The following is a 12,523-nucleotide window of genomic DNA, read 5'->3' on the forward strand; positions in this document are numbered from 1 at the left end:
CCTGACCTTCCGAGGCGTGACGCAGCGCCTGGTGTCTGCGCTTGTGTCGGCTTCCCGGGCGGGAAGATCTGGTGGGCAGACCTGATCACCTTTTCAGGCGAATTTGCCTCTATCGCTTCCGCATCACATTGACGACGAGCACACCGAGGATCGCCATGACGCCGCCGACTGCGCCAAGTGCCGTCGGCGTCTCACCCAGCCACAGGAAACCGATCAGCGTGGCGACCGGCGGGACGCCATAGAGAAAGTTGGAAGCGCGGGCTGCCGTCAGCCGCTTCAGCGCGATCGCCCAGGTGAGGTAGCCGATCGCCGTCGGGAAGATGACCAGATAGGCAACGCCCCAGTTCACTTCCGCCGGGGCGGCGGCCAGCGCCTGGATTGTCGCCGGCACAGCCGGAAGCAGCGGCACGGAACCGATCAGCAGGATCCAGGCGGTGACGGCAAGCGCCGGCATCCGGCCGAGCAACGGCTTCTGCAGCACGCTGGCGATCGCCGAGCAAAGGGCTGCGCCGAGGATGAGAATGGCATTCGGATCGAGTTTGAAGCCGCCGTCGGAGGCAACCGCAATCAGCGCTACGCCGCTGAAGGACACCACTGTGCCCGCCCAGCCCCAGCGGCCGAAGCGCTCGCCGAGCGCGAAGGTGGCGATGAGGGCGGTAAAGACCGGCATGGTGTTGATGATGAAGCTCGCCGGCCCTGCCGCAACGGTCTGCTCACCGGTGTTCAAGAGAACCGCGTAAGCGGCAATGAAAAGCACCGCGGCGACGGAGAGGCGGACGACATCGCGTTTTTCCGGCAACGGCCGGTAGCTCACGAGGTAGACCAGTGCGATGGCGCCGGCTGCCACATAACGCGCTGTCGCCAGCTCGATCGGCGTCAGCGGCCCGAGGCAGATGCGGATCACCACGAAGGAGGATGCCCAGAAGAGGATAGTGACGACGATCGCCGCAAAGGCCACCATATCGAACCTGCCCTGCTCCTTGGCCGAAACCGGTGCGCTTGCCGCCATGCTCATTGTCGCCTCCATTTGTGCTTTGCCTAAGGATTAAGCCGACGATGCGTGCTTGAAAAGCATCGCAATCGATGATCAAATGTGCCTATGGTTCACAGCTCACCGGTGCTGCCACCGCTCGATACCCTCGAAACCTTTGCCCGCGCCGCCCGGCTCGGATCGTTTTCCGCCGCGGCCGAGGAAAGCGGCATTACCCATGGCGCGGTGTCGCGGCAAGTCTCGCGCCTCGAGCGCTGGATGGGGGTGCGCCTGTTTGCCCGCGAAGCCAGAGGCGTGCGCCTGACGCCGGAGGGCATGCGGTTTTTCGCGCGGGCGGAGGAAGCGCTTGCGCTGCTCGGCAATAGCGGCGAGCGCTGGCTGCCTCGCCGCAACAAGGCGGTGGTGCGCCTGTCGGTGACGCCCTCCGTCGCCTCCTTATGGCTGTTTCAGCGTCTGGCGAAGCTTGAAGGAAACGAGCTGCATGTCGAGCTGACGCTCGAACACCGGCTGGCGGATTTCGGCGAAGGCACCGATCTTGCCATCCGCTGCGGCAAGGGACCGTGGGCCGGCGTACGCGCCCTGCCGCTCTGGCAGGAGAAATCTTTTCCGATCGCCGCCCCGGCGCTCGCAGACCGGCTCGGCGAGCGCTCCGACGCTCTTTCGCTGCTCGACCTGCCGATCCTGCACGATTCCAATATCGAAGGCTGGCGCCGCTGGCTTGCCCGCGAGGGCGTCGACTATACGCCGCGCGGCCACGATCGCCGCTTCGAGGATTACAATCTGGTGATCGATGCCTGTGCCCAAGGGCTCGGCATCGCGCTCGCCCGGCCGCCGCTATCGGACGCGGCGCTCGCCGCCGGGCGCGTCGTCGCCGTCTCGGATCGGACACTCGATTATCATGTGGCCTTTCATCTGATCCGACCGGACGATGCGCTCAGAAGTCCTGCCATCGAATTTGCCGGCCGCTTCCTGCGCGAGGCCGGCCATGACGAGGCGACGATCGCCGCCTTTATCGCACCCGGCCGGGCAAAAACGTAAGCGGAAGATGCCCGTCGGCGCTTCGGCCATCGCCCTTCGTTACTCTGCCGGAAACTGCAGGCGCATTTCTTTGGCCAGTTCGAAACCAGCGGCCCGGTAGACCCGCTCACCGGCGTCCGAAGCGTGGATGACGGCGGTCGTGCAGCCGCTGCTCTTCCCGGATGACCTCCGGAAACGGCGATGGATGCAGCTGGCAGGATGCGGAACCGGCGATTTCACCGTCGACGACGGCAAGGAACGAGGTCAGACGCCGCTCCGCGCGCCCGGTTCTGATGAAAGACAGATCCACGCCGCCGCATCGAGCCTGATGTTCCGACAACGTGCCGTAGCTGTCCCAGATCTTCAGATAATGCCCCACCAGGATATCGTCCTCGCCGGGCGTTGCCATTCGAATATCCATCTGTCGTGACCGGCCGGGGCATGTTGCGGCGTGAAACGCCCTTCGAATCGGTGGCGCCCCTGCCGCGTCGCGGCAGGGGCGCCAAAGGCATATCAATTGTCGGCTGTCAGCGTCATCGATGCACTACCGGCCGCGACGTTCAGGCCAAGCTGGCCGGTCAGGCTGACTGTCTGCAGATGGATCGAGCCGGAGGTGCCGCCAACCAGGAGATTGGCGCCGACACCGGCGCCGAGCGTCGCCTCGGCGGTGGCGCCGACATAGAGGCCGGCGAGCGATCCGCGGTGATAACCGGCCGTCGGCGCGAACACGGCCCAGATCAGGCGGCTGCGCGTGGTGAAGCCAAGGTCGATGCCGAGTTTTCTCACTTCGCCGGTATAACGATCCGAAAGCTCATTGCCGACGGTCGACTGGAAGATGCAATCGGCCTCCTTGGAGGAACCGAGCACATAACCCGTACCGCCGCCGATATCGCAGGTGAGATAACCGATCTTGACGCCATTGCGCAGGTCCGGCTCTTCATATGTCCTGGTGACCGGGTCGGCGGCGTTGACCGCCCCAGCGCCGACCAGCGTCAAAGATACCGCGGCGAACGCCGTCGCAAGAATTTTCTTCATAAGTCTCTCCTTCTCAAATCGTGACGGGAGCATACCCGGCTACTCGCCACCAGATTCGGCAAGATAACGGACGGAACCGTAAAACGATCCGACCCGGCACCTTTTTCGCATCGCATGTCAAAGCGCATGGGAGGCGCAAGTGACAAACAAGTTTACGGTTCAGCCCCCAATGGGACATTTCGAAGGCACTAATTCGCGCCATCCGGTTATTTCAAGATGTTGTCAGGAATGGTTGCCGAAAAAGCACGATCTGATCGACGTCACCTCTGTGCCGGCGGCATTCATGCGGAGGGGCATGCGGATGTCGTCAATGCCGACCGCAACCGGACGAACCGTGCGCGGTGAGACGTCAAACACGGCAACAAAGAAAAACCCGGCGATGTGTTCGCCGGGCTTTTATACTTGACCTGTCCGCGCTATACTCTTCGCATAAAGCGCATGACGAGCGACACCACGAACAGCACCAGGAAAATGAAGAACAGAACCTGGGCAATGGAAGCTGAAGCTCCTGCTATACCGCCAAATCCGAGGACGCCGGCTATCAAGGCCACAACGAGAAACACCAGAGCGTAATAAAGCATCGCAATCTCCTTTTACGTTGCTGCTCACATAACGGAGGCGCCCGCCATTTGGTTCCCTGTCCCTCTCAAAGCCGGCGGAAACGACGTCACATCGGCCTTGTTCAGCCGAAATGAAAGGCGCCGCTGAACGTCCGGTCGCCTTCATTCGGCTCGGGAGGTTCGGCGGCATCGAGATAGGCCTTGAGCGGCCCGGTCAGGACGAACCAGATGCTTGCCCCCAGCATGAAACAAGCTCCCGCCGGATCGTCGATTCGGGCAATGAAGGGAAGGCAGGCGGAGGAAAATAGGACGATGATCCGCACCGACCACTCCGCCTCACGTTTGGCGATGGCACGCGCTCTCAGCGACTTGTATTCCCGGGCGCCATAACCGCCTCCCGGCGCCTTCACCGCCGAAAGCAGTTTTCGCGCGGACGGCAGCGCCAGCATGATCAGGGCCGCAACACCGAGCGCGAAAGGTTTGCCGGCCAGGACCTGCCCACTCGCGATCAGGAGAAAGGAGAGCACGACGAGATTCCACGTCGGCTCCAGCAGTTCCGGCGGTTGCCGCGTGCGGAGATGCCAGCTCCGCAGCAAGCCCGCCGCACCGTGCAGTAGCGGCTGATCGATATAGCGATTGATCCAGTCCATGCTGTTGCGCCCGTCCCCGATTGCATGAAGAGGGCTCCGAACACCACGGAATTTGGTCATCATCGTGGCAACAGCCACCGAATCGAACCCTCACGCGCAGGATGCGGCCCGCCAAGGCCTTCGATGCAACGTTTGGCGCAGCGTCTGCGCGACCTCCCGGCCTCGACGGCAGGCTCTTTGCTGGTCACTTCGACGCCGACGGTTTCGACATGCCGCACAAAAATAATCGTCAGCTCCTGAGACCCGGCGCCTCGTGGCCGGTGCGCGCCACATATTCCGTGTAGCCGCCGCCATATTGATGGATGCCGTCAGGCGTCAGCTCCAGCACCCGGTTGGAGAGTGCGGCGAGGAAATGCCGGTCGTGCGAGACGAACAGCATCGTGCCCTCATATTGCGACAGCGCCTTAATCAGCATCTCCTTGGTGTCGAGGTCGAGATGGTTCGTCGGCTCGTCGAGCACCAGCAGGTTCGGCGGGTCGAACAGCATCATCGCCATGACCAGCCGCGCCTTCTCGCCGCCTGAGAGCACGCGGCACCGCTTCTCGACATCGTCGCCGGAGAAGCCGAAACATCCGGCGAGCGCCCGCAAAGGCCCCTGCCCCGCCTGGGGAAACCGGTCTTCCAGCGATTGGAAGACGGTGTGCTCGCCGTCGAGAATATCCATGGCATGCTGGGCGAAATAGCCCATCTTGACGCTGGCGCCGAGAACGACGCTGCCTTCATCAGGCTCGGCGGTACCCGTCACCAGCTTCAGCAGTGTCGACTTGCCGGCGCCGTTGATGCCCATGATGCACCAGCGTTCCCGGCGCCGCACCATGAAATCCAGCCCTTCATAGATGCTTCGGCTGCCGTATTTCTTGTGCACGTTCTTCAGGCTGACCACGTCCTCGCCGGATCGCGGCGCCGGCTGGAATTCGAAGGAAACTGATTGACGGCGCTTGGGCGGCTCCACCCGGTCGATCTTCTCCAGCTTCTTGACGCGGCTCTGCACCTGCGAGGCGTGCGAGGCGCGCGCCTTGAACCGCTCGATGAACTTGATTTCCTTGGCGAGCATTGCCTGCTGGCGTTCGAACTGGGCCTGCTGCTGCTTTTCGTTCTGCGCCCGCTGCTGCTCGTAGAATTCGTAATCGCCCGAATAGGTCGTCAATGTGCCGCCGTCGATCTCGATGATCTTGGTGATGATGCGGTTCATGAACTCGCGGTCGTGCGAGGTCATCAGCAGCGCGCCTTCATAACCCTTCAGGAACTCCTCCAGCCAGATCAGGCTTTCGAGATCCAGATGGTTGCTCGGCTCGTCGAGCAGCATGACATCGGGGCGCATGAGCAGGATGCGGGCGAGCGCCACGCGCATCTTCCAACCGCCAGACAGCGCGCCGACATCGGCGTCCATCATCTCCTGACTGAAGCTCAGACCGGCGAGCACTTCGCGGGCACGCCCTTCGAGCGCGTAACCGTCCAGCTCTTCGTAGCGCGCCTGCACTTCGCCATAACGCTCGATGATCCCCTCCATATCGTCGGCCTGCTCGGGATCGGCCATGGCCGCCTCGAGCTCACGCAATTGCTCGGCAACGACGCTGACCGGGCCGGCGCCGTTCATGACCTCGGCGACGGCGCTGTGGCCCGCCATCTCGCCGACATCCTGGTTGAAGTAACCGATGGTGACGCCCTTCTCACAGGAGACCTGTCCTTCATCGGGCTGTTCCTCACCGTTGATCATCCGGAAGATCGTCGTCTTGCCGGCGCCGTTCGGGCCGACGAGACCGATCTTTTCGCCTCTGTTGAGCGCTGCGGATGCCTCGATGAAGAGGATGCGGTGGCTGAGCTGCTTGCTGATATTCTCAATACGAATCATGGTGTGCGTGGGAGCCTGGGAAAGAGATTTTGGCGCGCTTATGCCATGCGGGGAAATCGGGGGATAGTCCCGTTTCGGACCCTCTCGATCTGCACGTTTGATTTCGATAATATTGCGGTTCGCGCCAACGGAGACCTGTGCCAATGAGCGTTCGTCCGCCGCAGTCCTTCAGACAATCCGAGCAAGACAGAAACGGCTTCAACGTCCTCGAATACGAGCTGATGTCGGAACGCGCCGATGCGCTCGGGCGTCACGGACTGAAGGTGGAGACAGCACTTGCCGCGCTCAAGGCCTGGACCGCTGACCGCCAGAGTGCCGGAGAACGCGAGACCCTTCTCAATGCAGCCTCCGACGCCGTCTGGGCCTTCTTCATCCAGCGAGAGATCTGCGGGCTGCGGAACAACCGCGACGCCATTCAGCGCTACGGCATCCCGAATGAAGTGATCGCGAGATTGGGCGCGATGCGGAAATAACGCGCAGTGACGGGAGGCCTCCCATTACCTATTGAGTGGAAACCAACGACGCAGAAAGGTATGGCTTTGGTGCCGAACCAGGCGAAAGGGAATAGTGATGTCAAGCTCAATCCGGATTGAAAACCAGCATCTTACCGTCGACATCTCCTCGCTCGGCGCCGAGATGCAGGCGCTCACCACCAGCGACGGACGCTCGTGGCTGTGGACGGGGGATGCAGCCTTCTGGAGCGGCCGGTCGCCGATCCTCTTTCCGATCGTCGGCAAGGCGCCGGACGACAAGGTAGCAATCGACGGCACGATCTATCCGATGGCTCAGCATGGTTTTGCCCGCCGCAGCGAATTCGCGCTTGCCGCATCCACCGCGACGATGTGCCGATACGAGTTGCTCGCCTCGCCGGCCACCCAGGCGGTTTACCCATTCGACTTTCAGCTGGCGATGACCCATGCGATCGAGGGCCGCGCGCTGACGGTGACGGCAGAGGTCACCAACCGCGATCAGCAGGCGATGCCGTTCGGGCTCGGATTCCATTCGGCCTTTGCCTGGCCGTTGCCGGGTGCCGCCGGGCGCGCCCATGTCGTTGCGCTCGACAATAAGGGCGAGCCGCCGCTCGTACGGCTGCAGGGTGGCCTGATCGATCCCGCGCCGCTGCCCTCGCCATTCGAGGCCGGTCGGCTGGTGCTCGATCACGCAATGTTCGAGCAGGATGCGATGATCTTTCCCAGCGGGGCGGGCGAAGGCTTAACGTATGGCGCCGAAGGCGGGCCGACCATGCAGTTCCGGTTCGAAAATCTGCCCAATCTTGCCCTGTGGACCAAACCGGGCGCGCCCTTCCTCTGCATCGAGCCTTGGCATGGAACGGCCGCGGAAGAGGGACGTTCGAGCGAGCTTTCGAAGCGGCCATCGACGACGGTCCTGGCGCCGGGCGCGGTCGCTCGCTTCGCCTTTACCGTCGAGATTTTACAATAGAAGGCCGCGCGCCCAACAGAGCGCGAGGCTTTTCTCCGGCGCAGTTTTTGCAACTGTCGGCGACGCCGACGCCAGCCCGCAGCGTCTGAGTGAGCAGCAGGGCGACGGCAGCAATGTCAAGAATCACGCCGATGACAGCGAAGGTATCGACGAAACCGCGTGAACGCCCTCAGTTCGGCGGTGCGCCCAGCGCATGCAGGATGCCGCGCAGTTCGGCAAGGCCGCGCATGCGGCCGATGGCCGGGTAGCCGGGAGTGACGGTCTTGTCGAGATCGTCGAGCATGCGGTGGCCATGGTCGGAGCGGAAGACGATGGTGTCTTCGCCACTGCGACGCTTATCTTCCGCCACCAGTTCCCTGAGCACCGCGACCATGTCGACGTCTCCCTCGAGGTGGGCGCTTTCATGGAAAGTCCGGCCGTCGCCCTCACGGGTCGTGGCGCGCAGATGGGCGAAGTGGATGCGCGAGGCGAAGCGCCGAGCGATCGCCGGCAGGTCGTTCTCGGCGCGCACGCCGAGGCTGCCGGTGCAGTAACACATGCCGTTCGCCGGCGACGGCACCGCATCGAAGAGAGCAGCATAATCATCGGCCGTCGAGGCGATGCGGGGAAGGCCGAACAACGAACGCGGCGGATCATCCGGATGCAGCGTCAGCTTGACTCCGCGGGCTTCGGCAGCCGGCGTCACCGCCTCCAGGAATTCGATCAGATGCCGGCGCAGCCTTGCGGCGTCAATACCGCTATAGGCGACCAGCTTTTCCCGGAAGGCCGGGATGGTCAAAGGCTCGGTGGTCGAACCCGGCAAAGCCGAGGTGATGATCCGCGTGATCTCGGCGATCTCCTCTTCCGACATCGCCTCGAAGACGAGACGGGCCCGTTCGCGGTCTTCCGCGGAATATTGCTGGGCGGCATCCGGCCGTTCCAGAACGAAGAGGTCGAAGGCCGCGAAGCGCTCGTGATCGAAGCGCATGGCGGTGGCGCCGGTCGGCGTCACGAAATCGAGTTCGGTGCGGGTCCAGTCGACCACCGGCATGAAATTGTAGCAGACGATCGGAATGCCGCAGGCGGCAACCGCTTCGAGACTGGCGATCCACGCCTCGATTTCGGCCCTCGCCTCCCCGCCCTTGCGCTTGACCGCGTCGGGGATCGGGATGCTTTCGACCACCGACCAGACGAGGGCCGACCGGTCGCCAGGCGTCGTCTCGATCAGCGACTGGCGCTCGCGCACTTCCTTTTCCGTCCATGCCCTGCCGATCGGCACCTGATGCAGCGAAGAGACGATATTCGTCGCGCCCGTCTGGCGGACCTCATCCAGCGTCACCGGCGCTTCCGGTCCGAACCATCTCCAACCTTGCCGCATGCTTCTTCCTTCCCTTGTTTTTTCGGTTCATGTCCCTGCCGTCAGCAGAAATAATCGGGGTAACGCGAGCGCAGCTCGTCGACATCGGGAATGACGGCGCTCAGATGATGGATCATCGCATCACGTGCAGCCACCGCATCATGGGCGGCGAGCGCATCGCGAATGATCATATGTTCGTGCACCACATTGTCCATCCGCCCGAGCACCGGCAGTGTCAGCCGCTGCGCCCGGTCGATCTGCACCTTGACCGTCTTCAGGATCACCCAGATTCCGGGATAACCCGATATTTGTGCGATCGCCTCGTGAAAGCTCTCGTCTTCTTCATGGAAGCTCGCGGCATTGCCGGTCGCGGCGTGCGATCGCTGCCGGGTGATAATGGCATCGAGACGGGCGATGTCGGCAGCGGTGGCGAGCCGCGCAGCGGTCTCGACCGTCGTGCCTTCGAGCGCCTTGCGCACGACGACCGCCTCGGGAATCGCAGAAACCGGCACGCGCGACACGACGGTGCCCGACTGCGGGTAAATGTCGACCAGTCCGCCTTCGGAAAGCCTGAGCAGCGCCTCACGCACCGGCGTGCGGCTGACGCCGAAATCGTCGGCGATGCGTTTTTCCTGCAGTGCCATGCCAGGCGGCATCCGCAGCGAGACGATATTGGCATGCAACCGCTCATAAATGGCGCCGGCCGTGGTGACCCGCCGCAGCCTGCCGCCGATTGCTGGCGATGGGACGACCAAAACTTCGGTTTCTGATGCCTGCGGCATAACGATACCAGGAGAGTGCGACTATTTGGCATACTAATATACCAGCTGTCTCGACTTGCCAACATGTGCCGGCGAGGTGCCACGATGCTCTTTGTTTGGAACTTAGATCGGCCGAGTTGGTTGAAATCCCCGAGGAGACGCTCATGAAAAACCCAGCACGACGCAAGACAAGCGAAACCAAGGCGGACAAGGCTCGGCGGAATTTCCATCTACGGGCCGACTGAAGAGAGCTCGCCAGGCCGCGAACGAAACCGATAGGCAAAGCGGCGGGTTGTCGGCAGCCATCCGCGAGGAGGAAATTCGAAAAAGGGCATATTCTCTATGGGAAAAGCAAGGCAGGCCGGAAGGCCAGCACCGGCATCACTGGACCTTGGCCGAGCATGAACTCGATGCGCAGAGCGAGGCCGGCAATCCTGTAAATCTCGCGGCACTGCGAGAGGCCTCGCGCGAACATACCGATGCATTCCTCGTCAAAACGGATTTGGAAGATGCCGACCAGCGCGAAGCCTCCCCCGGCACGCGCGAGCAGAGCTGAACTTCCGCCTCGAGCTAACTTCAGGAAAGGTCTCGACGTGACCGACAAACAAAGCTTGAACGCCGGCTTCACGGGAACACCGGCCGAGCCGCCGGAAGGGTTGACCAAAGCCGCGAAATTGGCCGCCGATGGAATGAAGCGCGAGGCCTTTGCGGTCGCTTCCGGCGTCAGGGATCACCCGCATACGGCAAGCGCATTGTTGCTCGCCACCGGCATTCTGGCATTCGGCTTCGGCTATCTCCTCGGTCAATCGTCGCCCGAAAATACGACACGCCGATATTGGCGCTAGCGGTGTCACTTTAACAGCTGCGACGCCATATAAGCCGGTGGTCTCCATGCGGCCTATCGCATCATCTCCGTCAACGCCTCGCAGCCTGTCAATCCTCGAGCGTGATGTTGCGCTCAGCCAGCCTATGCAACGATAAGTTCGACGACGGAAGCTACACTTCAGACGTGTCGATGGCTGAATCTGACCTTTTCCCGCATTCCGCCATTTCATAGAGCTGCGTCTATCCATAGATCCTGTTGCTGGAATACCACGACAGTTAAAGCCATAGATTGCGCGCAATCCCCCGCTTGACAGGCGTGATCACGATCCTTAGCGAGACGACATAAGCATGGTCAGGATCGGCAAGTGAAATACCTCGGACAACTGAAGATAGCAGTGCTCTATCCCGAAAATGGGGCGGGAAGCGCACGCGATCGGAATAACCGCATCGCGGTCTTTCTCTTTGCAATCCTTCCCGGACTTTCGCCGAACTTCAACTTGTTCATCCTTCTCGGGTCGATGGTGTGGGGCCTCTACTGTCTGGCGACGGGCGGCCTGACCTTGAGCCTGTCGAAATCCGACCGGCTGGTGGCAATTGGCATGACGATCTACCCGCTGGTGATGATCGCGAGCATCTTCGTCAATCCACCCTACTCCGAAGAACTGAGCTGGATATTCCGGCTGCTGCCTTTCTTTTCGGTCTGGCTGTTATTGCCGCGAATGCGCCTGTCGCCCGATGGCCGCCTCGTGCCGCTGTTTATCCTCGGCGCAGGTATCGGCATGATCGTTACCTTTCTTTTCAGTCTGCTGCAGATCATGTTCCTGATGGAGAGGGCAGAGGCCGGGACCTCGAACGCTGCACTGCTGGGCATCATAGGCGTCCTTTTCGGCGGTATTGCGCTTCTCAACGTCCAGTCGCCAAAGAGTGTCGAGCAACGAATTGCCATCTTGGGATATGCGGCCGGTCTGGGCTGCGTCCTGCTTTCGGGAACGCGCTCGGCCTGGCTGGTCATTCCCGTGCATATCGTCATATTTCTCTGGTATTTCCGCAAACACAGTTTCCATCTGAGTTTGCGCAGCCTCGCTATCACCGGCTCTTTGCTGTTTGCGGGACTTATCGCCCTAGGCAGCGGTCAAATCCTTCATCGCATCGAAGCGCTGCAGCAAAATATGGTATCGCTCGAACGCAGCGACGGCGAGGTTACATCACTCAGCGCACGCATCGCCCTTTACAAAGGCGCGGTATCGGCGATCAGCAAGGACCCGTTGACGGGTTATGGTCCGCAAAACCGAATGGCGTCGGTGTTGGCAGAGCTACCCGATAATCTAAGGCCGCAGCTGACCTATTCGCATGTTCACAACGGTTTTCTGACTGCGGGGATCGACGCCGGCATTTTCGGCATTGCAGCGCTTTCGCTGATGCTCGCTACGCCTATGATCGGCGCCTGGAGAAAGGAAGCCGGGCCGGGCCGGGATCTGGCCCTTGCGCTCGCTCTCCTGCTCGTCACCAGCTACGTCATAACGGGCAGCCTCGGCATCATGTTCAATCAGAAGGCCCTGGATCCGATCTTCGCTTATCTCGTCGCCCTTATTTGCGTGGATCGCGGCAGCACAGGCTTTGCGCCCGTCGTCCGAAACTGATGCGTGTCTCCCGGAAAGGTGCAGCGGTTCTAGCGTAAGACAAAAACAATACGCTTTGACGTCTGTGATTGTTCAGGCGGCCGTATTGGTTTCGATGCCGGTGAAAGCCAGATCTGAGACCTCGCCCGTTGACGAATAGCCGGAAACGAGCTCAGCCAATGTTGCACGGGCAGCGATCATATCGTTGCGATCCAATGCCGCATTGAGCGCGTTGAGCTTTTTCATAAGCTCCGGCCAGGACAGGAAATCCTCACGCGCCTTCATGATCCGGGGATGTTCGGTTGTCTCCGGATTGTCGCCGATCAGCAGTTCTTCATAGAGCTTCTCGCCGGGCCTGAGACCGGTCACCGAAAGCTCGATATCCCCTTCGGGACTGTTCTCGTCGCGCACGGTCAGCCCGGACAGCTCCACCATCT

General features: G+C 61.7%; 15 protein-coding genes and 2 pseudogenes. 8 read left to right on the forward strand and 9 right to left on the reverse strand.

Annotated features, from left to right (window positions below):
• Window positions 1-109 precede the first annotated feature (109 nt).
• Window positions 110-1,027, reverse strand: a complete 918-nt coding sequence (locus tag ATY75_RS15575; RefSeq protein ID WP_171899848.1) for a DMT family transporter — start codon at window positions 1,025-1,027, stop codon at window positions 110-112.
• Window positions 1,028-1,099: 72 nt separating this feature from the next.
• On the opposite strand from ATY75_RS15575, the gene ATY75_RS15580 reads away from it, so the two are divergent.
• Complete coding sequence (locus ATY75_RS15580) at window positions 1,100-2,029, forward strand: LysR substrate-binding domain-containing protein (protein WP_088938253.1); 930 nt, start codon at window positions 1,100-1,102, stop codon at window positions 2,027-2,029.
• 39 nt (window positions 2,030-2,068) lie between these two features.
• Here ATY75_RS15580 and ATY75_RS15585 read toward each other — a convergent pair.
• Together ATY75_RS15585 and ATY75_RS15590 are read right to left on the reverse strand one after the other, a co-directional pair.
• Window positions 2,069-2,429, reverse strand: a pseudogene (locus ATY75_RS15585) (GNAT family N-acetyltransferase).
• Window positions 2,430-2,521: 92 nt separating this feature from the next.
• Window positions 2,522-3,043, reverse strand: coding sequence for a DUF992 domain-containing protein (locus tag ATY75_RS15590; RefSeq protein WP_088938254.1), 522 nt, complete (start codon window positions 3,041-3,043; stop codon window positions 2,522-2,524).
• Between the two features lie 139 nt (window positions 3,044-3,182).
• Between ATY75_RS15590 and ATY75_RS33950 the strand changes: the two genes are divergently transcribed.
• Complete coding sequence (locus tag ATY75_RS33950; protein ID WP_143535310.1) at window positions 3,183-3,449, forward strand: hypothetical protein; 267 nt, start codon at window positions 3,183-3,185, stop codon at window positions 3,447-3,449.
• 10 nt (window positions 3,450-3,459) lie between these two features.
• On the opposite strand, the gene ATY75_RS15595 is transcribed toward ATY75_RS33950, so the two are convergent.
• From ATY75_RS15595 to ATY75_RS15605, 3 genes are all read right to left on the reverse strand, one after another.
• Window positions 3,460-3,624, reverse strand: coding sequence for a DUF1328 domain-containing protein (locus ATY75_RS15595; protein WP_003571841.1), 165 nt, complete (start codon window positions 3,622-3,624; stop codon window positions 3,460-3,462).
• Window positions 3,625-3,725: 101 nt separating this feature from the next.
• Entirely contained in the window at window positions 3,726-4,316 is a 591-nt protein-coding gene (locus ATY75_RS15600; RefSeq protein WP_064841789.1) for a hypothetical protein, read from the reverse strand.
• A gap of 166 nt (window positions 4,317-4,482) precedes the next feature.
• The gene (locus tag ATY75_RS15605) at window positions 4,483-6,105 is read right to left on the reverse strand and encodes an ABC-F family ATP-binding cassette domain-containing protein (protein WP_088938255.1); all 1,623 of its coding nucleotides are present in this window, start codon (window positions 6,103-6,105) and stop codon (window positions 4,483-4,485) included.
• Window positions 6,106-6,248: 143 nt separating this feature from the next.
• Here ATY75_RS15605 and ATY75_RS15610 point away from each other — a divergent pair, with 143 nt between their 5' ends.
• Window positions 6,249-6,578 (forward strand): DUF6665 family protein, encoded by a 330-nt coding sequence (locus ATY75_RS15610; protein WP_064841787.1) that lies wholly within the window; start codon window positions 6,249-6,251, stop codon window positions 6,576-6,578.
• A gap of 97 nt (window positions 6,579-6,675) precedes the next feature.
• A complete protein-coding gene (locus tag ATY75_RS15615) occupies window positions 6,676-7,545 on the forward strand; it encodes an aldose 1-epimerase family protein (RefSeq protein WP_088938256.1) in 870 nt (289 codons plus the stop codon).
• 169 nt (window positions 7,546-7,714) lie between these two features.
• Here ATY75_RS15615 and uxuA read toward each other — a convergent pair whose 3' ends face one another.
• Both uxuA and ATY75_RS15625 read right to left on the reverse strand, forming a co-directional pair.
• On the reverse strand, window positions 7,715-8,902 hold the full coding sequence (gene uxuA / locus ATY75_RS15620; protein WP_064841785.1) for a mannonate dehydratase: 1,188 nt from the start codon (window positions 8,900-8,902) through the stop codon (window positions 7,715-7,717).
• 41 nt (window positions 8,903-8,943) lie between these two features.
• Window positions 8,944-9,663, reverse strand: coding sequence for a GntR family transcriptional regulator (locus ATY75_RS15625; RefSeq protein WP_088938257.1), 720 nt, complete (start codon window positions 9,661-9,663; stop codon window positions 8,944-8,946).
• A gap of 271 nt (window positions 9,664-9,934) precedes the next feature.
• Between ATY75_RS15625 and ATY75_RS35545 the strand changes: the two are divergent.
• The 4 genes and pseudogenes from ATY75_RS35545 to ATY75_RS15640 form a co-directional block, all read left to right on the forward strand.
• Window positions 9,935-10,006, forward strand: a pseudogene (locus ATY75_RS35545) (DUF2934 domain-containing protein); the annotation flags it as partial.
• A 27-nt stretch (window positions 10,007-10,033) separates the two neighbouring features.
• Window positions 10,034-10,198 carry a hypothetical protein gene (locus ATY75_RS35550; protein ID WP_348627406.1) on the forward strand — a complete coding sequence of 55 codons (165 nt, stop codon included), beginning with the start codon at window positions 10,034-10,036 and terminating at the stop codon, window positions 10,196-10,198.
• A gap of 37 nt (window positions 10,199-10,235) precedes the next feature.
• Complete coding sequence (locus ATY75_RS15635) at window positions 10,236-10,487, forward strand: hypothetical protein (protein WP_088938258.1); 252 nt, start codon at window positions 10,236-10,238, stop codon at window positions 10,485-10,487.
• A 345-nt stretch (window positions 10,488-10,832) separates the two neighbouring features.
• On the forward strand, window positions 10,833-12,107 hold the full coding sequence (locus ATY75_RS15640; RefSeq protein ID WP_088938259.1) for an O-antigen ligase family protein: 1,275 nt from the start codon (window positions 10,833-10,835) through the stop codon (window positions 12,105-12,107).
• A gap of 72 nt (window positions 12,108-12,179) precedes the next feature.
• Here ATY75_RS15640 and ATY75_RS15645 read toward each other — a convergent pair.
• A partial coding sequence (locus ATY75_RS15645; RefSeq protein WP_190241365.1) for a polysaccharide biosynthesis protein occupies window positions 12,180-12,523 on the reverse strand: 344 nt, incomplete at its 5' end.

This window comes from Rhizobium sp. N122 (assembly GCF_002211295.1).
Classification (GTDB): domain Bacteria; phylum Pseudomonadota; class Alphaproteobacteria; order Rhizobiales; family Rhizobiaceae; genus Rhizobium.

Excerpts from the sequence above, each read along its gene's own strand:
- ATY75_RS15615 (WP_088938256.1), top strand. The coding sequence starts at position 6,676 with ATGTCAAGCTCAATCCGGATTGAAAACCAGCATCTTACCGTCGACATC.
- ATY75_RS15605 (WP_088938255.1), bottom strand. The coding sequence starts at position 6,105 with ATGATTCGTATTGAGAATATCAGCAAGCAGCTCAGCCACCGCATCCTC.
- ATY75_RS15600 (WP_064841789.1), bottom strand. The coding sequence starts at position 4,316 with ATGATGACCAAATTCCGTGGTGTTCGGAGCCCTCTTCATGCAATCGGG.
- ATY75_RS15610 (WP_064841787.1), top strand. The coding sequence starts at position 6,249 with ATGAGCGTTCGTCCGCCGCAGTCCTTCAGACAATCCGAGCAAGACAGA.
- ATY75_RS15575 (WP_171899848.1), bottom strand. The coding sequence starts at position 1,027 with ATGGAGGCGACAATGAGCATGGCGGCAAGCGCACCGGTTTCGGCCAAG.
- ATY75_RS15580 (WP_088938253.1), top strand. The coding sequence starts at position 1,100 with ATGGTTCACAGCTCACCGGTGCTGCCACCGCTCGATACCCTCGAAACC.
- ATY75_RS15625 (WP_088938257.1), bottom strand. The coding sequence starts at position 9,663 with ATGCCGCAGGCATCAGAAACCGAAGTTTTGGTCGTCCCATCGCCAGCA.
- ATY75_RS15595 (WP_003571841.1), bottom strand. The coding sequence starts at position 3,624 with ATGCTTTATTACGCTCTGGTGTTTCTCGTTGTGGCCTTGATAGCCGGC.
- uxuA (WP_064841785.1), bottom strand. The coding sequence starts at position 8,902 with ATGCGGCAAGGTTGGAGATGGTTCGGACCGGAAGCGCCGGTGACGCTG.
- ATY75_RS15590 (WP_088938254.1), bottom strand. The coding sequence starts at position 3,043 with ATGAAGAAAATTCTTGCGACGGCGTTCGCCGCGGTATCTTTGACGCTG.